The organism is Gilvimarinus agarilyticus (assembly GCF_000832015.1).
Taxonomy (GTDB): domain Bacteria; phylum Pseudomonadota; class Gammaproteobacteria; order Pseudomonadales; family Cellvibrionaceae; genus Gilvimarinus; species Gilvimarinus agarilyticus.
In genome coordinates, this window is record NZ_JXCJ01000001.1 from 3,632,122 (window position 1) to 3,651,234 (window position 19,113).

Annotated in this window: 14 protein-coding genes; 6 read left to right on the top strand and 8 right to left on the bottom strand. The window is 52.8% G+C overall.

Going from position 1 to position 19,113, the window contains the following annotated elements:
- Positions 1-172 precede the first annotated feature (172 nt).
- A complete protein-coding gene (locus tag SD69_RS15715) occupies positions 173-364 on the bottom strand; it encodes a PA3496 family putative envelope integrity protein (protein WP_041523961.1) in 192 nt (63 codons plus the stop codon).
- A gap of 255 nt (positions 365-619) precedes the next feature.
- On the opposite strand from SD69_RS15715, the gene SD69_RS15720 reads away from it, so the two are divergent.
- Genes SD69_RS15720 through SD69_RS15730 form a run of 3 tightly spaced genes read left to right on the top strand, consistent with a single transcriptional unit; the run spans position 620 to position 3,114 of the window.
- Positions 620-1,072, top strand: a complete 453-nt coding sequence (locus SD69_RS15720; RefSeq protein WP_041523962.1) for an ATP-dependent zinc protease family protein — start codon at positions 620-622, stop codon at positions 1,070-1,072.
- A 59-nt stretch (positions 1,073-1,131) separates the two neighbouring features.
- The gene (gene rimK, locus SD69_RS15725; RefSeq protein WP_041523963.1) at positions 1,132-2,037 is read left to right on the top strand and encodes a 30S ribosomal protein S6--L-glutamate ligase; all 906 of its coding nucleotides are present in this window, start codon (positions 1,132-1,134) and stop codon (positions 2,035-2,037) included.
- A gap of 6 nt (positions 2,038-2,043) precedes the next feature.
- Positions 2,044-3,114: a succinylglutamate desuccinylase/aspartoacylase family protein gene (locus SD69_RS15730; RefSeq protein ID WP_041523964.1), complete on the top strand. Its 1,071-nt coding sequence runs from the start codon at positions 2,044-2,046 to the stop codon at positions 3,112-3,114.
- Positions 3,115-3,131: 17 nt separating this feature from the next.
- On the opposite strand, the gene SD69_RS15735 is transcribed toward SD69_RS15730, so the two are convergent.
- The 4 genes from SD69_RS15735 to rluD form a co-directional block, all read right to left on the bottom strand.
- Positions 3,132-5,387: a putative bifunctional diguanylate cyclase/phosphodiesterase gene (locus SD69_RS15735; protein WP_041523965.1), complete on the bottom strand. Its 2,256-nt coding sequence runs from the start codon at positions 5,385-5,387 to the stop codon at positions 3,132-3,134.
- A gap of 266 nt (positions 5,388-5,653) precedes the next feature.
- Complete coding sequence (gene hisC, locus SD69_RS15740) at positions 5,654-6,712, bottom strand: histidinol-phosphate transaminase (RefSeq protein ID WP_041523966.1); 1,059 nt, start codon at positions 6,710-6,712, stop codon at positions 5,654-5,656.
- A 59-nt stretch (positions 6,713-6,771) separates the two neighbouring features.
- Positions 6,772-7,533: a peptidoglycan editing factor PgeF gene (gene pgeF / locus SD69_RS15745; protein WP_232301224.1), complete on the bottom strand. Its 762-nt coding sequence runs from the start codon at positions 7,531-7,533 to the stop codon at positions 6,772-6,774.
- Between the two features lies 1 nt (position 7,534).
- Positions 7,535-8,488: a 23S rRNA pseudouridine(1911/1915/1917) synthase RluD gene (rluD, locus tag SD69_RS15750; protein WP_041523967.1), complete on the bottom strand. Its 954-nt coding sequence runs from the start codon at positions 8,486-8,488 to the stop codon at positions 7,535-7,537.
- A 273-nt stretch (positions 8,489-8,761) separates the two neighbouring features.
- Between rluD and SD69_RS15755 the strand changes: the two genes are divergently transcribed.
- Complete coding sequence (locus SD69_RS15755; protein WP_232301225.1) at positions 8,762-9,664, top strand: outer membrane protein assembly factor BamD; 903 nt, start codon at positions 8,762-8,764, stop codon at positions 9,662-9,664.
- Positions 9,665-9,739: 75 nt separating this feature from the next.
- On the opposite strand, the gene SD69_RS15760 is transcribed toward SD69_RS15755, so the two are convergent.
- Positions 9,740-11,368, bottom strand: a complete 1,629-nt coding sequence (locus SD69_RS15760) for an NAD+ synthase (RefSeq protein WP_041523969.1) — start codon at positions 11,366-11,368, stop codon at positions 9,740-9,742.
- A gap of 148 nt (positions 11,369-11,516) precedes the next feature.
- Here SD69_RS15760 and SD69_RS15765 point away from each other — a divergent pair, with 148 nt between their 5' ends.
- Complete coding sequence (locus tag SD69_RS15765) at positions 11,517-13,121, top strand: sensor histidine kinase (protein WP_052481253.1); 1,605 nt, start codon at positions 11,517-11,519, stop codon at positions 13,119-13,121.
- On the top strand, positions 13,118-14,503 hold the full coding sequence (locus SD69_RS15770) for a sigma-54-dependent transcriptional regulator (RefSeq protein WP_041523970.1): 1,386 nt from the start codon (positions 13,118-13,120) through the stop codon (positions 14,501-14,503). The genes SD69_RS15765 and SD69_RS15770 overlap by 4 nt, the downstream gene beginning before the upstream one ends.
- Positions 14,504-14,524: 21 nt before the next feature.
- Here SD69_RS15770 and SD69_RS15775 read toward each other — a convergent pair whose 3' ends face one another.
- Positions 14,525-14,920, bottom strand: a complete 396-nt coding sequence (locus SD69_RS15775; RefSeq protein WP_041523971.1) for a type IV pilin protein — start codon at positions 14,918-14,920, stop codon at positions 14,525-14,527.
- 18 nt (positions 14,921-14,938) lie between these two features.
- Positions 14,939-19,108: a pilus assembly protein gene (locus tag SD69_RS15780; protein ID WP_041523972.1), complete on the bottom strand. Its 4,170-nt coding sequence runs from the start codon at positions 19,106-19,108 to the stop codon at positions 14,939-14,941.
- Between the last annotated feature and the right edge of the window lie 5 nt (positions 19,109-19,113).

The window sequence follows — 19,113 nt, forward strand, 5'->3', positions numbered from 1 at the left end:
AATGACCACTTTACCTTACCAGAGACCATAGGGCGAACCGCAGCGCCGCTGTTTACGGATATCACCGCTAACATGAGGCCTATTGGGTCATTATCTGGAGGTATAAAAGACAAAACCCAGAGACGGGTAACGCCTCTGGGGAAAGGAATTGACGCTTACTGCTAGCCCGGCTTTAGTAACCAAGCTCCCATAAGTCATCACAGCCAAGTTGGTCTTTCAGCCTGCGGCGCTCCAGACGATCCTCCAGCTGGCGCCGTATGGTTAATTGCCGCAGGTTGCTCTCTTTGGCGGTAGTAACCGGAGAATCAGAGTCTATCTCTCTGTCATCATCCAGCAGGGCATCGTCATCGTGATCCACGGACATAAGCTTTACCTCGTAACAATAGCGGAGTCGCGAACAAACATCGATGAGCTGACTAGAGGCCACCCCTAAAGCTCACAATCGCTATTTACCACAGTTTTTTGACATTACCTAGCTTTTTTCTTAGTGTCTAAACTGCGATTGGTTTGTGCACTAACGGTTTGYGCTATAGTCGGTGAATAGGCACAAGCATCCTCCATAAGTTAACTGCTATAGTGACCTGAAGTGACGTTCCGACTCTTGAGGTAGTAATAACGCATGACCGAGAAGCTAAATCACGCTGTTGGCTGGCGCGAGTGGGTACACTTACCTGACTTAGGTGGTGTGCATATCAAAGCCAAAGTCGATACCGGCGCAAAGACATCCGCCCTTCACGCTTTTTTTGTCGAGCCATTTGAGCGTCAGGGCGAGGCTTGGGTTCGCTTTGGCCTGCACCCAGTGCAAAAGAACCCAGCCCCAGAGGTGATTTGCGAGGCCCGCGTTCACGACCAGCGTGAAGTTACCGACTCGGGCGGTCACAAAGAAGTGCGATACGTGATCGAGGCGGCCCTGGCCATCGGAGGTCAGACTATCCTGACCGAGATGACGCTGACCAACCGTGACACCATGACATTTCGCATGCTGCTCGGACGCAACACCTTAAACGGTCACTTTACGGTCGATCCTCAACAGTCATTTTTGTGTGGTGGCGACAAGTTTCAGGCGCCGTAAACCGCCAGATAGCAGCCGCTGTGCCACGCCATCACCATTAAATTTAATTAGGACTCTAAATGAAAATTGCCATTTTATCTCGCAACGCAAAGCTTTATTCGACTCGCCGACTCGTCGAGGCTTGCCAAGAGCGAGGGCACGAGCCTCACGTCATCGACATCCTCAAATGCTATATGGATATCACACCGTCAAAGCCAGCTATTTGGTATCGCGGCCAAGAGCTAGAGGGGTTTGATGCGGTCATCCCGCGTATTGGTGCCTCAGTTACCCACTACGGCCTGGCGGTGATTCGGCAATTTGAGATGATGGGTGTTTACTGCCTCACCGAGTCGGTCGCGCTTGGGCGCTCACGGGATAAACTGCGCGCACTGCAACTGCTCTCGCGCAAAGGCCTCGGTATGCCCCGAACGAGCTTTGCCCACAATGTTCACAACACAAAAGAGCTTATCCAGTTAGTGGGTGGCGCCCCTTTGGTTGTTAAACTCTGTGAAGGTACGCAGGGCCGAGGCGTCGTGCTAGCAGAAACCGCCAAAGCCGCCGAGAGTGTGATTGAGGCATTTCGCGAGTTGCGCGCTGAATTTTTGGTCCAAGAGTTCATCAAAGAGGCTGGCGGTAGCGACATACGCTGCTTGGTAATCGGCAATAAAATTATCGCCTCAATGCAACGCACGGCGCCCGATGGTGAGTTTCGCTCTAACCTGCACCGCGGCGGCAGCGCACAACTGGTAAAACTACGCCCCAACGAGCGCACTACCGCCATTAAAGCGGCGCAAACCATGGGGCTTAAAGTCGCCGGGGTAGACATCCTGCGCTCCTCGCGCGGCCCTTTGATTATGGAGGTTAACTCCTCGCCAGGCCTAGAGGGTATCGAAGGCGCAACCGGTAAAGATGTGGCCAATGAAATTATAAAGTTTATTGAAGAAAACGCGCGCCCACACGCCAACCGAACCAAAGGCAAGGGCTAGTCACACATGGCGCAAAATCATACTGTTACCATCGGCGGCGAGCAGGTCTTGCCGGGGCAAACCAAAAGCATCGATATTCCACTTGCGGCGATGTATACCCACACCGATGTAGGCTTAACGGTGCATGTCATCAACGGCAAGCGGCCTGGCCCCTGCTTATTGCTCACCGCGGCGGTACACGGCGATGAAATCAACGGGGTTGAAATCATTCGCCAGGTAATAGGCAGTAAACAGCTCAGTAAACTGCGCGGCACACTGCTGGCTATTCCGGTGGTTAATGTTCACGGATTTCTTAACCAGTCTCGTTACCTACCCGATGGCCGGGACTTAAACCGCTGTTTTCCGGGCAGCTTAAAAGGGTCTTTGGCCGGTCGCGTCGCCTATACGTTAATTGACGAAATTCTGTGCCACGCCAGTCACTGTATCGACTTGCACACCGGCGCCCGGCATCGCGCTAATCTGCCGCAAATACGTACAGACTTATCCCAGCCAGATACTCAGGCGCTCGCCCTGGCATTTGGTTCGCCCGTTATTTTGGATGCGCAATTGCGCGAGGGCTCACTGCGCCAAGCCGCCGCCGAACGGGGAATTCCATTTTTATTGTACGAGGCGGGCGAGGCTTTACGATTTGACGAGTTTAGTATTCGGGCCGGTACGCGCGGAGTCATTAATATTATGCGTGAGCTGAGCATGCTACCGCGCAAAAGCCGCCCGGCTAAACCCGCTCCGGTCACCATTGCCGACGATAGTCGCTGGGTGCGCGCTCCACACAGCGGCGTTATGCGCTCCATGGTTCGCTTAGGCGCCCGGGTAAGCAAAGGTACAGTGCTGGCCTACATCGCCGACCCGGTAGGCTTAGGGCAAAAAGCAGTACTGGCGCCAGCCGACTCAATTGTCATCGGTTTAACCAATTTACCTTTGGTGCACGAGGGCGAGGCGTTGTTTCACTTGGCGAATTACAGTAAAAAGATTCATCAGGTTGCGGATCAGGTGGCCAGTTTTCATGACACTTTCGGCACGGCCGGAGACGAAGACGAACCATTCTTTATCGGTCAGGACGACTCACTAGAAGATTAAACAAGGTGATGGAGCGGCTAGGCCAACCCTCGCAGCGATACCACATTAGCGTTAAACGAGAACTCTCCACGGGCGTTAAAGTGCTCCACAAAGTTCTCGCCCGACATCGGTTTGGCGTAAAAATAACCTTGCGCCTGATCGCAGCCCTGCTCTCGCAGCCAGTCCGCTTGCTCCACTTGCTCAACCCCTTCTGCGACAACGGTTAACTGCATGTTATGCGCCAGGGCGATAATCGATTTGGCGATGGCAGCATCGTTGCTATCGAGCGGTAAATCGTGGATAAAACTGCTGTCGATTTTAAGCTTATTGATTGGAAATCGCTTTAAGTACGCCAGCGATGAGTAACCCGTACCAAAGTCATCGATCGATAGCGACAAACCCATTTGGTGTAATTGATTCAGCTGGTTGATTGTTTCACCGGCGTGCTCCATAGCGCAGCTTTCGGTAATTTCCAGCTCCAGATACTCGGCAGGTAGTTCAACCTCTTGCAAAATAGTGGCGACTTTTCCGGGAAAGTCGCGCTGACGAAACTGCCGCGTAGAAAGGTTAACGGCCATTTTCGGCACCTTTTGCCCGGCGTCCAGCCATGCTTTTTGCTGCAAGCAAGCTGCCCGCAACACCCACTCACCCAGAGGTACAATCAAACCGGTTTCTTCGGCCAACGGAATAAAGTGGGCTGGCGACACCAAACCCCGCTCCGGGTGCTGCCATCTTACCAGTGCCTCGACACCGGTTAACTGGCCAGTGTTAAAATCGATTTGCGGTTGGTAATGCAACGTTAATTGACCAAGCTCGATACCGCGCCGTAAATCGTTCTCTAGCAGCAAGTAGTTAACGGCCGTGGCACTCATGCCGGCGGCGTAAAACTGGCAATTGTTTTTGCCAGCTTCTTTGGCTTTGTACATTGCAATGTCGGCATTTTTTAATAGCTCGTCGGTAACGTCGCCGTCATCGGGATAGACGCTGATACCAATACTCGCCGTTATGGATATTTCATGGCCCGACACCTCGATGGGACGGGCGATCTGCACCAACAGTTTGTTCGCAACAAACCTGACATCTTCAACATCATGTACGCCTTCGAGCACCACGACAAACTCATCGCCTCCCAAACGAGCTACGGTGTCCATATCGCGCACGCCTTCATTCAGCCGGTTGGCGATGGTCTTAAGCAAAATATCACCAGCGTCATGGCCGAGGCTGTCATTCACAATTTTAAAACGATCGACGTCCAGCAACATGAGAGCCAGCTTGCTGCCAGCCCTTGCCGAGCGCGCCACGCCGTGGGATATGCGATCGTAAAACAAGGAGCGGTTTGGCAAAGACGTCAAGGCATCGTGAAATGCCATATAATTCAGCCGCGACTGTTGCTCACGCAGTGCACTCTCGGCCAGTTTTCGATCGGACACGTCGGTACAAATGGTGCAAACCCCAAACACCTCACCACTGCGATCACTGAGCGGAAACTTCACCACCAGATAGGTGTGAATGCTGCCGTCTTTATGCGGCAGGTCGACTTCTGTTTCATAAGGGCGGCCACGATCAAGCGCCGCCGCTTCAACCGACTTTAACGACTCGACCAGTTGGGCGGGGTAAATATCGTGTGCTTTTTTACCGACAAGGGATTCATCCCCTATGTTGGCCAGCTGTTTGTAGTGCTCACTGGCCATGACTACGTTGCCATTTAAATCTTTGACCGCAATCAGTGCCGGGGAATACCGCAATATGGCGTTAAGGTAGGTTTCGCTAGCCCACAACGCACGCTCGGTATCGTTGCTGCGCTCAGATTGTAGCGCCAGGCTCCGCATATCGGCAATTTGTCGCACCATCAGCGAGCTAATTAACCAAATAGGCTCCAGCGCCGTAACAGTTTGTCGCAGTTGGGTTTCGTCACCCGAAAACTCAAGGTAAAAAGCGGCGGCCGGCGCATCGATAGCCTCTACCGGAATACAGGCACAACTGAGACTACCTGCCGTTATGTACTGGCCTTGTGACTGAGCAAAGCCATGACAGATAAAATCGGAGGGGAAGTTATTTAGTTGTGCCAGTGGCGTGTTAATAGAGTGAGTCGTGGGGGCGTTTTCATCGGAGCTTAGCGCAACGGAATCCACCTGTAGTTCGCCATCAACGTCGAGCAGTAAAGCCGCCTTCACAATTCCGGGGCGCGCCGCGACAAGCCCCACTAAGCGCTGAGCGATTTGCTTATGATTAAGTTGTTTGAAGAGCGTTTGATACTTTCTGATCAGCTCAACAGCACTAAGTTTGTGTTGCATAACTCTCCACAAGAGATATAACGATTCCCATAGCCGCAGCGCCCGGTAAAACCGCAAGCGCCATAAAAGCCATCGTACCCTGTGAAAAAACCGGTTAAGCCGTTAACCTAGTCTCCCCCTAACGCGCCCTTTATATTCATAAAAATGATTTTCGGGKCCTCTAATAACTCCAATTTATTAGAATACTGTCATTGGCGCAAGTAAAGCGACAAGCGCAGTGCGCGCAACACCACCGTATTGCKCCGCACACTCTGCCATTAAACGATCTACAGCAGCGATTCCACTACGTTTAGTAAGCTGTCAGTCTGCTCGTCGGTCCCCACGCTAATGCGCAAATAATCGCTAATACGCTCACGTTTAAAATAGCGCACTAATATCTTGTGCTCACGCAGCTGTGAGGCCAGCGTCTCCGCATCGATACCTGCCGGCGGCTTGGCAAAAATAAAATTAGCTTGCGAGGGCAACACATGAAACCCCCAATCAGTCAGAGCATCAGTCATTCGCTGCCGCGTAGCCACTACTTTGGCACAACACGCCTGAAAGTAGAGCTCGTCTTTCAGTGCAGCTGTTGCCGCCCGCTGCGCCAAGCGATCGAGCGGGTAAGAGTTAAATGAGTTTTTTACGCGTTCAAGCCCTTCAATCAGGTCGCGCTGCCCTAGAGCAAAGCCGACCCGCATGCCCGCTAAGGCACGGGATTTAGAAAAGGTCTGCACCACTAATAAGTTATCGTAATGCGGCACTAGGCTGGCGGCACTTTGACCACCAAAATCAATATAAGCCTCATCCACGACCACAAGCGTATGGGGCCGGGCACGCAGCAGCGCTTCAATGTGATCCAGCGCCACCCCCATACCTGTGGGGGCGTTGGGGTTAGGAAAAATAATACCCGCAGCATCGGCCTGATAATCATCCAGAGCCAAACTAAAGTCATCGCGCAATGGGATAGTCGTCGCCGGCACCCCAAACAACTCGCAATAAACAGGGTAAAAGCTGTAACTAATATCCGGGTAAAGCAGCTGGCCCCTGCCCTGAAAAAACGCCATAAACAACTGAGCCAAGACTTCATCAGAGCCGTTGCCCACAAACACCTGACCAAAATCGAGCTGGTAGTAATCGGCCAGTGCCTGAGTCAGCTCGGTCGCATTTGGGTCCGGGTACAAACGCAATAAATCAATCGCGTCAGAGTCAACTGTCTTAGCCACCGCCGGCGATGGCGGGTAAGGGCTCTCGTTAGTATTAAGCTTGATTAGCCCGGTGATCTTCGGTTGTTCGCCGGGAACATAGGGCTCAATCTGACGTACTACATCGGTCCAGAATTTAGACATTATGGCTCCGCTCAAAAAATCGCGATTATATCAGAGCCGCCTCGAGGCAGCTGTTAGCATTAGGTTAACCAGATGAGGCTAGCCATTCGGCCGCTGGCCGCACCGTCTCGACGATAGGAGTAAAACCGCTCGGTATCGCCATAGGTACACTCACCACCACCGTAAACCGCGCTCACGCCACACTCGGCTAAAGCGGCACGAGCTAATTGATATAAATCAGCGTAAAAGTGCATAGGCCGGGCACCGGGGCGGATCGCCGCGGCAATGGCATCACTGTGGGCAACACTGGTGGCCGATTCAAAAAACGCCTCAATCACATCGACGCCGACCTCAAAATGGTCGACCGATATAGCGGGGCCAAGCCACGCCATCAGTTGCCCGGGGGAGGCGCTAAAACGGGCCAGAGCGCGAGGCACAATACCCCTCGCGAGCGAGCGCCAACCGGCGTGTACCGCCGCCACCTGAGTACCGCTGTGATCGCACAGTAAAATTGGCAGACAGTCGGCTGTTAGTACCGCACAGGGCATGCCCTGGGCCGTGGTAAATACGCCATCGGCAGTACGTACACGGTTATCGTCCCGTGCTTCGATAACTTTAACGCCGTGTACTTGCTCGAGCCATTGAGGCTCACGCACCAAGCCGAGCTCGACACACAGTTGCTGGCGGTTGGCTAGCACGGCTTCGGGCGCATCCCCCACATGGGACGCCAGATTAAAGCGGCGGTATCCGCCTTCGCTTTGTCCGCCCACACGAGTGGTCACCGCCGCTTTAACGCCCACCGGTGCAGGCCAATCGGGCACTAAGTAATGATCAGGCAGCACATTAATCTCCTTGGTGGTGCAGCCCATGCAGCAGTTGGGCCATATCCTCAGGCAACGGCGCTTGCCACTGCAAGTACTCACCACTTACCGGGTGCTCTAAGCCGAGTTGTGCCGCGTGCAGCGCTTGTCGTGGAAAATCCCGCAGCATGGCCGCCAACTCAGGCGCCAGAGTATGTAGCTTACTGGGGCGTTTACCGTACACCGGGTCGCCCAATAAGGGGTGACGAATATGCGCCATATGTACCCGTATTTGGTGGGTACGGCCGGTTTCGAGTTTTAACCTCAAGTGCGTGTACCCGCCCAAGCGCGCCAACAGCCGATAATGAGTAACGGCCTCCTTACCCCCGTGACTCACCACTGCCATCTGTTTGCGTAACCGCGGGTGGCGGTTAATGGGGGCATCTACCTTGCCGCCGCCAGTCATATCGCCACAGGCTACCGCCTCGTACTCACGGCTCACCGTGCGCGCCTGCAACTGTGCCACCAAGCTAGCATGCGCCCCGAGTGTCTTAGCCACCACCATCAGGCCGCTGGTGTCTTTATCGAGGCGGTGCACGATTCCGGCCCGGGGGATGTTTTCTTGGGCCGGGTGATAATGCAACAAGGCATTCACCAAGGTGCCGGTGTAATTTCCGGCCGCCGGGTGCACCACCATACCGGCCGCTTTGTTAATCACCATCAAGCTGTCATCTTCATAGACAATGTCAATATCGATGGCCTCTGGGCGCCACTCCCCCTCTGGGGTCAGCTCGGCTAGCAAGGTGATTCGCTCACCGCCCAACAGCTTGTGGCGCGGCCTAACCTGGGCGCCATCTACGGTTAGTTGCCCGTCTTTGACCCAACTTTGCAGGCGCGCCCGTGAATAATCGGGGAACAAGGCAGTGGCGGCTTGGTCTAAGCGCAGCCCGTGCATGTCGGCCGGTACGGTGGCACTGTGTTCTATGGTTTCGCTCATTCGTAACCTGGCTCCCAGTGATACGGATTTAATCGAAGCCCTGCCTGCTTTGGCTTGGGCCTCGACTGTGTTTAAATAGCGGGCTCGGAGACTGTATAACAGTGACTGGCTCGGCTGCCTTACAAGGCTAAAACCCGCTAAAAGACGTAACCTCTATTCTAAACTACGCCTTTTTGCCGATTTTTTCCTGTTCGGCCGAAGCTCAGGACGTTTAACACACCCTCTTAGTGCCCATTGGCGCTGCGATGATAACGAATTATGAGTTGTAACCCTATGCGAGCCCTAGTTTTTTTAATTGCCGGTCTGTCTTTTGTCCTGCTTAGTGCGTGTTCCTCTAACGACCAGCAGGACTTTACCTCGGAGTCTGACCTGTACGAGTCGGCCCAGGAGCAACTCGAGCGCTCACGCTGGGAGAGCGCGATTCGCTCTTTGCAGCTTTTGGAAGAGCACTTCCCCTTTGGTAAATACGCCGAGCAAGCGCAGCTTGAGCTCATCTACGCCTACTACAGCTCTGGCGAGCCAGATCTGGCCACGGCGGCCGCGGACCGGTTTATCCGCTTGCACCCACAGCATCGCAACGTCGATTACGCTTATTACATGAAAGGCTTGTCCGCCTACAGCAAGGATGAAAACTTTCTGTCGCAAATCATCCCTCTCGATCAAACCCAGCGCGATCCGGGGGCCGCACGGGAGTCTTTGAGCTACTTCACCCAACTGCTCAACCGTTACCCGGATAGCCCCTACGCAACCGATGCCAAAAAACGCATGCTGTATCTGCGCAACCGACTGGCCCGCTACGAGATCCACGTGGCCAACTACTACTTTAAGCGCGGCGCCTACCTCGCCTCGGTAAATCGCGGTAAATATGTGCTGGAAAACTACCAAGAAACGCCAGCGGTGCCCGACGCGCTAGCGGTTATGGTGCAAGGCTACCACCTGCTAGAGATGGACGAGTTGTCTGACCGCACTCTCGCGGTTTTGCGCTTAAACTACCCCGACCACCCGGCGTTTAACAAAAGCGGCGAGTTTAATTTTCAGCACGGCGATGTGAGTGACGATCGCTCCTGGATCAGCACCATCACTTTTGGCTTGTTTGACAAGCGCGACCCACGCGGTTTTGACTCGCGCCGGGTTTATGACCCACAGTACCAAGACGCACCGCGCGCCATCCAGTAGCAAAGATAACCTGCGCACAAAAAAGGGCGGCTGCTGAATGCACCGCCCTTTTTTAGTGTTAACCTAGAGGGATATTTACTCCCCAGCTCGCCAACCCGAGGTAATAGGGTAGCGCCGGTCGCGGCCAAAACCCCTCTGGGTAATCCGTGGTCCAATGGGGGCCTGGCGCCGCTTGTACTCATTAATATCCACCAACCGTACCACCCGGGTTACATCTTCGCGATCAAACCCCTCAGCGACGATTTGATCGGCACTATAATCACGCTCCACATACAATGCCAGTATGGCATCCAGAATATCGTAGGGCGGCAACGAATCTTCGTCTTTTTGATCCGGCGCCAACTCCGCCGACGGTGGCCGCGTAATGACCGACTCGGGAATCACCTCACCGCTCGAGTTACGATACTTCGCCAGACTAAACACCAGGGTTTTTGGTACATCTTTAAGCGCATCGAAGCCGCCGGCCATATCGCCATAAAGAGTCGAGTAGCCCACCGCCAACTCACTTTTGTTGCCTGTGGTTAATACTAAGCTGCCTTTTTTGTTGGAGATCGCCATCAGCACCACACCACGGCAACGGGCCTGTAAATTCTGCTCGGTGGTATCAACGCTGGTGCCGCCAAACTCATCCGCGAGCGCCGTCATAAAGGCGTCGTACATTGGCTCGATACTGATTGATTGGTAACGTACCCCCATGCGCTCGGCCTGATCGGCCGCATCGGTTTTGCTCAAATCTGAGGTGTAGCGAAACGGCATCATGACCGCTTCAACATTGTCAGCACCCAACGCATCGACTGCAATGGCCAAGGTTAACGCCGAATCTATACCGCCCGACAAACCAAGCACTACGCCCTTAAAGCGGTTTTTTTGCACGTAATCGCGCAACCCGACCACCAGCGCCTGATACACAGCGGCCAGGTTAGAGGGTTCGGGCGCCAACGATTGCTGTGCCAGCTCTAAGCCACTAGCGCCCTGGACAATACTCACAGGCAGTAGCACAGGTTCAAACGCCGGCGCACGGGCGCAAACCTTACCCGTTTGGTTCACCACCAACGAGCCGCCATCAAACACCAACTCATCTTGCCCACCCACCATATTGGTGTAAATAATGGGCATTTGCCCCTCGCGGCTGCGCTGCTCCAGTAGCTGCTCGCGCTCGCGCGCTTTCCCCTGATGAAACGGCGAGGCGTTAAGGTTTAACATCAACTTAGCGCCGGCGTCCCGGGCCTGGAGCATAGGCTCACTTTGCCAGATATCCTCACACACGGTTAGCGCCGTGGGGATGCCTTTTAAATCAAACACACAGGCTTTGTCCCCCGGCACAAAATACCGGACTTCGTCAAACACTTGGTAGTTGGGCAAATGCTGCTTGGCATACTCTGCCACCAATTGTCCGTCGGCAATCACACCCGCCATATTAAAAATGCGCCCGGCTACCACACGGGGGTACCCGACAATTAAAGTCACGGGCAATGCAGCGGTCATTAACGCATTAAGGGCCCGGTCGACCCGCAGCTGCAGCGACGGGCGCAAGAGTAAATCCTCTGGCGGGTAACCCGTTAAGGTCAGCTCGGGGAACAACACGGCGTCGGCGCCATGCTCAGCTAGCGCGCGCTGCGCCTGCTGCAACACCAGCTCAGTGTTACCGGGGATGTCTCCCACCAGCGTGTTGATTTGCGCCATACAGACGACGACTTTACTCATGCGGTACCCTCTTTGCGGCCGAGCTTAGTTTGCGGCGCTATATTGTCCGATAAAGCCCCCTATTAAGCAAAGCCCAGTCAATACTGTACAATACCCTCAACCGGCTGCTGCCCAAACAGAGCCACTCATACGGTCAATAATAATACCCATGAAACCCATAGATACTGCCATCGACCCCAGTTACGACCCGTATCAGCTGTTGCGGGTATACACCTATTACCGCGTCTTGCTGGGTAGTTTGTTATTGTTGATTTACAAAAGTGATCTGGTCAGTAACGTGCTGGGCAGCGAGAGCGCATCGCTGTTTATTTATACCACCTGGACTTACACGATAGTCAGCGTGATCACGCTGCTCGCGTTATGGCGCAATCGGCGCACGCCGACGATGCAACAACGATTCTTCGCCATTGCCAGCGACATCATCGGCATAACGCTTATTATGTATGCCAGCGGCGGAGCCACCAGTGGCCTGGGATACTTGCTCATTGTCGCCGTTGCGGCGGCCGGCATGCTGATGCCGGCGCAACTGGCGGTGTTTATGGCGGCGCTGGCAACCATTGCTCTAATCGGCGAGAGCATTCTGCATCACCTGGTGTCGGGGGTGGATTCCAAGGCGCTGTTCGTGGCCGGCTCTTTGGGCGCGATGATTTTTATCACCGCGCTGGTGTTTCAATATGTCACCCGAAAGATCCGAGCCAGCACCGATAAACTCGCCGCACACACACGACATATCGCCCACCTACAACGACTCGCCCGGCTTATCGTCGAGCGGATGCGAACCGGTATTGTGGTACTGAATAAAGATGACGACATCGAACTGATTAACGAAGCGGCGCAAACCCTGTTAGGTCTAACAGAGGTAGATTCAAACCATTTGTCCCTCGAGCAAATTCCGACGCTCAACCACCAACTACAACAATGGCGCACCGGTAAAGTCGCGGGGTCAGAAGTCATCAATAACCGCCACGGTCCCACCAACGAGCTGCGCATTAGCCTTGCCAACCTTGAGCTTGGCAAGGCCGAAGATACCCTCGCGTTTATCGAGGATAACCGGGCGATCGTACAACAGGCTCAACAGCTAAAACTGGCCTCGCTCGGTAGGCTTACCGCGAGCATTGCCCATGAAATTCGCAACCCGCTCGGTGCCATTAGCCATGCCAGCCAGTTACTGGGGGAGTCGCCAAACCTCCCGGAGGCAGACCAGCGCCTGCTCGAAATCATCAGCAATCACACCAAGCGCGTAAACCAGATCATTGAAAACATTTTGCAGGTTTCTCGCCGTAAAACAGCGGCCCCCACTACCCTTGAGCTAACCCACTGGGCACAGCAGTTTATTGACGAGTATGATCACGAGCAACGCCTCGATATTGGCCTTATTTTTGATACCATACCAGTCTATGCGAAGTTCGACCCGAGCCATTTACAACAAATTCTGAGTAATTTAATTGATAATGCATTGCGTTACACACCGGTAAATAGCGATCAGCCGGTAACGCTTGTTGTAGGCATCGAGACGGGGCGCCAATCCCCCTACATAAAGGTTATCGATAAAGGACCTGGAATCGCTCAGGCCAATCAAAAGCATATTTTTGAGCCCTTTTTTACCACCGAAAGTACCGGCTCAGGCTTAGGGTTATTTATTTGTCAGGAGTTATGCGAAGCCAATCAGGCTTTTCTTAGTTACCAGAGCGACGATAAAAACCCCAGTTGTTTTAGTTTACAAATGGCTCACCCAGATAAGGCACAACAATGACCGATAAAACCGCGCTCGTAATCGACGACGAACCCGATATTCGCGAGCTGCTAGAAATTACTCTGGGGCGCATGCAAATCGACACTCAAAGCGTCGCCACCATTGCCGAAGCCAAAAGCCTGCTGGCTAAACGCGAGTTTTCGTTTTGTTTAACCGACATGAAGCTGCCCGACGGCAATGGCTTAGAGATCGTGGAATACATCCAACAACACCGGCCACGCATGCCAGTCGCGGTGATTACGGCTCACGGTAACGTCGATATCGCTATTGAATCTATGAAAGCGGGGGCATTTGACTTTATCTCAAAGCCCGTTGAATTAGGCACACTGCGCAAGTTAGTGAATACCGCCATACAATCCGGCGAATTACCCAGCGAGCCCAGTAACAAAGGCGCGCTACTCACCGGCGAGTCGCCAACCATCGCCCGGCTCAGTGCCAGCATTCAAAAACTCGCTCGCTCGCAAGCGCCTGTTTATATCAGCGGTGAATCCGGCTCCGGTAAAGAGCTGGTAGCACGCTCTATTCACAACTTAGGGCCGCGCTCTGGGGCACCGTTTATCGCCGTAAACTGTGGCGCCATCCCTCGCGAGCTACTCGAGAGTGAATTGTTCGGCCATGTTAAAGGCAGCTTTACCGGCGCACATCAAGATAAGCCCGGTTTGTTTAAGGCCGCGGAGGGGGGCACCTTATTTTTTGACGAGGTAGCCGACTTGCCACTCGACATGCAGGTGAAACTGCTGCGCGCTATTCAAGAAAAAACCGTGCGCCCCGTAGGTGCCGCGGTCGAAGTCGCCACCGACGTACGCATACTGTGCGCCACTCACAAAAGCCTTGAGCAAGAAGTGGTGCAGGGCAACTTCCGCCAGGATTTATTTTATCGTTTAAACGTTATACAACTGGCCGTACCGGCACTGCGCGAGCGCAAAGAGGACATCCCGTTACTCGCCAAGCGGCTATTGAAAAAAATCGCTCACGCGGTAACCGATAACGCACCAAGCCTCTCAGATGATGCCTTATCTGCACTTATGGCCTACTCTTTTCCGGGTAATGTTCGCGAGTTAGAAAACATTTTAGAGCGCGCGTTTACCCTGTGCGAAGGCGAGACAATAAATGCACTGGATTTACAGCTACCCGCCGCCTCAGCGCCACTCAGCCCACGTCCAAACGGCGCTCCTGCAAGCACAGAAGTCAAGGCCGATCACCTGCAACGATGCCTTGAGCACGACTCTCTGGATGAGTATTTAGAAGAGATTGAAAAAGAAGTGTTATGCGGCGCACTGGAAGCCTGCCGCTGGAATAAAACCCAAACCGCTAAAAAGCTCGGGGTAAGTTTCAGGTCGTTGCGCTATCGCTTACAAAAGTTGGGGCTGGATCGAGAGTAAACCCAAGCCAGCCCAAACACATTACCAACATTCACCATTCGTGGTTGATGTACGACGCCCCAAATTGTCCAGCGTAAAACTCAAACAGTCATCATCGCCCGTCTGCGGCGCCTGATCGGCGGTGGCCGTGGCGGTAAAGCCCGTGCCGCCGCCTGTTACTGCCACCTCAATCTCATAAAACTGCTCCGCAGAGTCTGAGGTACCCACCGAAGGGCAGTCCGTGAACGTATGATTCAATGTGTAGCAACGCTGCATTTGTTGCGCCGCGTCATTTAACGACGCCTTAGCATCAGCCCGGTTACTCTTTCTTACGCTATCCATATAAGAGGGGTAGGCAATCGCGGCCAAAATACCCACAATTGCTACCACAATCAAAATTTCAATCAGCGTAAAACCCGCATTTTTTGATCTTGTCATTTTGTCATCCCAGTTTAATTATTGCAGCTGGCGCCAGCTCTGACGACCTTCCACAATGGGCGGTTCTCCGGTGCACACGTACTCCGTTGTACCATCACTGTTTTGCTGGATAATAAAAGGAGCACCGCCGCAAGGCTCGCCGTCTTTGGTCGGATCGGTTAACTTAACAATTTTATCTTCTTCAATACCGCCCGGAGTAACTGGCGGATCGTTCGGATCTGCAGGCTCAATCGGCTCCAGTGGGTTATACCCAGGATACAACCCGCCCACACCGATTAAGGCCATAATCCAACTATTACCACCATAATCGCAAGGGTTACTGGTCGGAATTACCGTGGGGAAGATCACCCGGTCGTAAGACAATATGGGTTTATCCACCACGCGCTCACCCGCCACTTCATCCCAATCTAAGACCCAGCCGGCGTTGGCAAGCCAATCAATCTCGTCGCCGAAGGGGCCATCGCCTTCATATAGCTCTCTGGCTCCACCATACTGTGCAGAGATATCCTTAACAAACAATTCCGCACGAGTCACCGTCTGCCCACTATCAGCAATACCGTAAAAGCTTTGTAAATCGGTGTTACTCAAGTCGCCTATAGTCATGTAGCTGCCCGTACCAAAATACACCATTGTGGAGGGCTGACCTGCCGCGTTTTTACGGTAAGGGTTAATGCCTAACACGGGCGCAGCCGTAATCGGCTGAGTATTCCCGTTGCCATCGTCCGCGGTAAACAGCTCGTACTCGAGCGACTTAGTTTCCAAATTAAATTTGTACACTTTACCCTGTAAGTCACCAGCGTAAGCGTAGCGAGAGAGAAAGCCACCACCCACTGAAATCGCAGGCTCACTCAAACCGTTATCCCCCGTATTGCCCGTAGCAATATAGTGCGGCGTGTAAGTGCCGTCCAACGGTATGATTACCAGACGTGACTCCCCCCCCTGACTGTTATAACCATTACCCGTAATAATTGCCCAGCTACCATCAGGCATCGGGGCAATAATAGGGGTGCCGGTAATATTGCCAATCTGAGGAGCGTTATCTTCGTTGTACTCAAAAAGTACCCGCGCCTCAGATAGATTGGTCGCCTCAGTAACATCTAGCGCAAAGATCCCCTTCCCGCCGGCACCGAGTGTACCCACCAAAATGGTTTTCCAGCCGGTGCTGGTATAAGCATCGCCGATAAAGATTTGCCCATCCACAGAATACTGGTGAGGCGCAAATGGCGAGCCATAGCTACTGTCGGTACGCTCTTTAAGCTGTTCGTACACGGTAGAGGGGATGTAAGCAAACCGCTCGCGCCCAGTCTCAGCATTAAACGCATGCAGCATGCCATCGTTGGCCCCAACAAAAATCGTTTTTACCGTCTTGCTTTCAACAAAGCTGCGATACGAGTCGGCACCACTGGCACCCGAGCGATCAAAACCATAATCCTGTGCGCCAGCGAATTTGGGGTTTGAGTTAACAATGTCACCCAACTTTTCATCGTCATCGCGCTGATTAAACCCAGAGATTTCAGTGCCACGTATCCAACTTACCCGCTGCGCGCCAAACCCATCATCATTTAATATAGTTTTCTGATCTGGGCCGAGATTGGCGTATTCAAACGTCACCGCATTCGAGCCATTGTGAGTCCAAATATTTCTAGCATCAGGATCAGGCAAGCGGTTAGCCGCCGACCAAATCGGCGCACCCAGGCCAACCTCCCCAATGGGTGCTGCAATTAAGTCGCCACTCCAATTTTCACTGTTAAACGTGGCTTGATAAGCAATGGCGTCCGTACCTAAACGGGTAGAGTTTGTGGCCACTGCACTGGCCGAGCCGGCGCCTTCAGCAATGGTGTCAAACGCTTCTTTTAGTGATTGCTCCAAATTGCGCGGGTTAGTCGCAAAGAAATAGGTCTCCGGCTCCCCGGGAGGCGGTGCGGTTACTGCATTGCCACTTTCGTCTTCCGTTTCAAAACCACCCCATTTTGCGGCGTAGTATAAAGGCTGCTGTAGCGCAGAAGCAGACGTTGAACCAAGCGTAAATGTTTGATCAGAGGGGCCGTTGCCGGTGGTACATTTATCACATGTCTCGGCTGTGGGGTAATCAGTATTCGTGTACGAGAAATTATTGATACCACTATGCACGTGGAAGCCATCCATCGTGGTGCCACCAATTACATAACCAAAGCCCATTGAGTTCGGTGTCGACTGAGCAATAACGTCCGTAATGATTTTAACCTTACTAGAGGTAACCTCGTAAGACAAAATACCCCACATATCTTGGTCAAAGTCTCCGCCCTGCTCACTATCCTCCCAGTTAACATAAAATTTACCGGTATAAGTGGAGCCCACATGGTTTTGCTCAACAATTTTAAAATCGACAATCGCGCAGTTGCCATCGGGGTTTGGCTCTCTATTACGGCACGCGGGCTGAATCGTGACAACGTCAGAGCCAGCGCCGGGAACCGGGACATTCACAAGCGGTACGGCCGGCGCTAACGCCACCCCAAATGTTTGAACAGTTTCACGATCAGCGGCAATACCATTAACGTTGGCGTGATATGCCAGACCGGCTATTTGATAGCTACCCTCCAACCGGGGAGCATCTGGGCAAGTACCTAATACGTTAGACAAACTACCTACGGTTTTCGCCGTACAAAGCTGGTTGCCATCAGTACCGGTTTCACCAACATAACGCTCCGTACCATGAATACCCTCAGCCGTACCCACAGCATCGGTTAACGCATTTAATGTCTTCGTCCCCTGAATGCCAGAGAAGCCTGATAGCTCATCACCATCATAGGAGCTGGTAGATGCATTAAACTGGATGACGCTCATAGGGGCACAATAGTTATCGTTGTTAATGGGGTCATCCCAACCGGCGGTATTAAGCCCATCAATAATCGTACTATCATCAGCGTAAAAACCCGGAGTCAGGCCCGCCAAATAGCGCAAAGACTCGAGGTAAATCTCCGATTGTGGGTTACCCCAGTTGGTGCACTTACCATTAGTAAATGATGACAGTCCGAACCCACACGAATCTTTGTTATTATAAAGCCCGTTACTGTAATCGTACCTTGCAATACGCAGCTTATTCAGAGTGGTGATAATACTTTCGCCGTTAGCCGGCACCTTAAAGGTGCCATTAGCGTTGATTTCATCCGACATTGAGCCGACGTTTTTACGCAACACCCCACCAGACTTATTCTTTTTATAAGAACCCGTGATCAAACCAAATAAAATGGTGTCGTCTTCACCGTAGGTTTGAAGCAAGCCCGTAGGCTTAATGCTACCACCGGTATAACCTTTACAGTTTTCGTTATTGGATTCATAAATATTACCGGTATCGCACACCTCAACCCGAACCACATAATCGGTTGCGGCACTGGGCGAACTCGAGTGGGCGTAAATACCAGACTTAGTGGCATCATTACCGTTTTTACCGTTGTCCCCTCCTCCAACAGCACCGGATAAACGACACTGCCAGCGCTCATTACTGGCCCATAAAGAGTAGTTACCTGAGGCCACTCGCATAATCGGAGGAGCCGTCACATCTTCCGATGAACCACGTGTAGTAGGGTCAGTAGTATTACAGATGGTCACACCACTCGCTGTGGAATCGGCGGGCCCAGATGTAGCACCCGGCACCAAGCTACCAACATCAGAACCATTATAATATTTTGCGAATGAGTGGGCGTCCTGCGGAAGAAAGGCTCGCTCCAGAATTGTCTCGCTCGAAGAGTCTGATGAGCGCATACCGCCGTACAAGATTTTTCGTACGGTATCCATGCGGGTCATGGTCGCCCAGTTAAGAAAGTTACCGCTCCATTGATTGGTACAGTAATGATTGGAAGCGGGGCCGCTAGGGCGAAACACACCCGCACTGTGGGTATAACACTTTTCACTATCAAAGTAGCCGTAATAATCGTAACTATTCTTATATGTAGTTTCTGGCGCGGCGTCACCGCCGACATCCCCACCGTCCAAGTCCGAATAATCATCGTAAGCTTTAAAGTACAGCTGATGATCGTTCGACATATTAAGCATGACGATAGGCTTAACCGGCTGCGCCAAGAACAGTGGTGTTTGCGCCAAATTAATCGCGTGCACCGAATGCGCACTTGCCAAGCCCAACAACACGGTCATGGCCGACACAGCCCACTTAGGGCAGGATAGATATTTAACAACAACATTCTTATTCATAATCG

Excerpts from the sequence above, each read along its gene's own strand:
- rimK (WP_041523963.1), top strand. The coding sequence starts at position 1,132 with ATGAAAATTGCCATTTTATCTCGCAACGCAAAGCTTTATTCGACTCGC.
- SD69_RS15730 (WP_041523964.1), top strand. The coding sequence starts at position 2,044 with ATGGCGCAAAATCATACTGTTACCATCGGCGGCGAGCAGGTCTTGCCG.
- SD69_RS15765 (WP_052481253.1), top strand. The coding sequence starts at position 11,517 with ATGAAACCCATAGATACTGCCATCGACCCCAGTTACGACCCGTATCAG.
- hisC (WP_041523966.1), bottom strand. The coding sequence starts at position 6,712 with ATGTCTAAATTCTGGACCGATGTAGTACGTCAGATTGAGCCCTATGTT.
- SD69_RS15770 (WP_041523970.1), top strand. The coding sequence starts at position 13,118 with ATGACCGATAAAACCGCGCTCGTAATCGACGACGAACCCGATATTCGC.
- SD69_RS15760 (WP_041523969.1), bottom strand. The coding sequence starts at position 11,368 with ATGAGTAAAGTCGTCGTCTGTATGGCGCAAATCAACACGCTGGTGGGA.
- SD69_RS15775 (WP_041523971.1), bottom strand. The coding sequence starts at position 14,920 with ATGACAAGATCAAAAAATGCGGGTTTTACGCTGATTGAAATTTTGATT.
- SD69_RS15755 (WP_232301225.1), top strand. The coding sequence starts at position 8,762 with ATGCGAGCCCTAGTTTTTTTAATTGCCGGTCTGTCTTTTGTCCTGCTT.
- SD69_RS15720 (WP_041523962.1), top strand. The coding sequence starts at position 620 with ATGACCGAGAAGCTAAATCACGCTGTTGGCTGGCGCGAGTGGGTACAC.
- SD69_RS15735 (WP_041523965.1), bottom strand. The coding sequence starts at position 5,387 with ATGCAACACAAACTTAGTGCTGTTGAGCTGATCAGAAAGTATCAAACG.
- SD69_RS15780 (WP_041523972.1), bottom strand. The coding sequence starts at position 19,108 with ATGAATAAGAATGTTGTTGTTAAATATCTATCCTGCCCTAAGTGGGCT.
- SD69_RS15715 (WP_041523961.1), bottom strand. The coding sequence starts at position 364 with ATGTCCGTGGATCACGATGACGATGCCCTGCTGGATGATGACAGAGAG.
- rluD (WP_041523967.1), bottom strand. The coding sequence starts at position 8,488 with ATGAGCGAAACCATAGAACACAGTGCCACCGTACCGGCCGACATGCAC.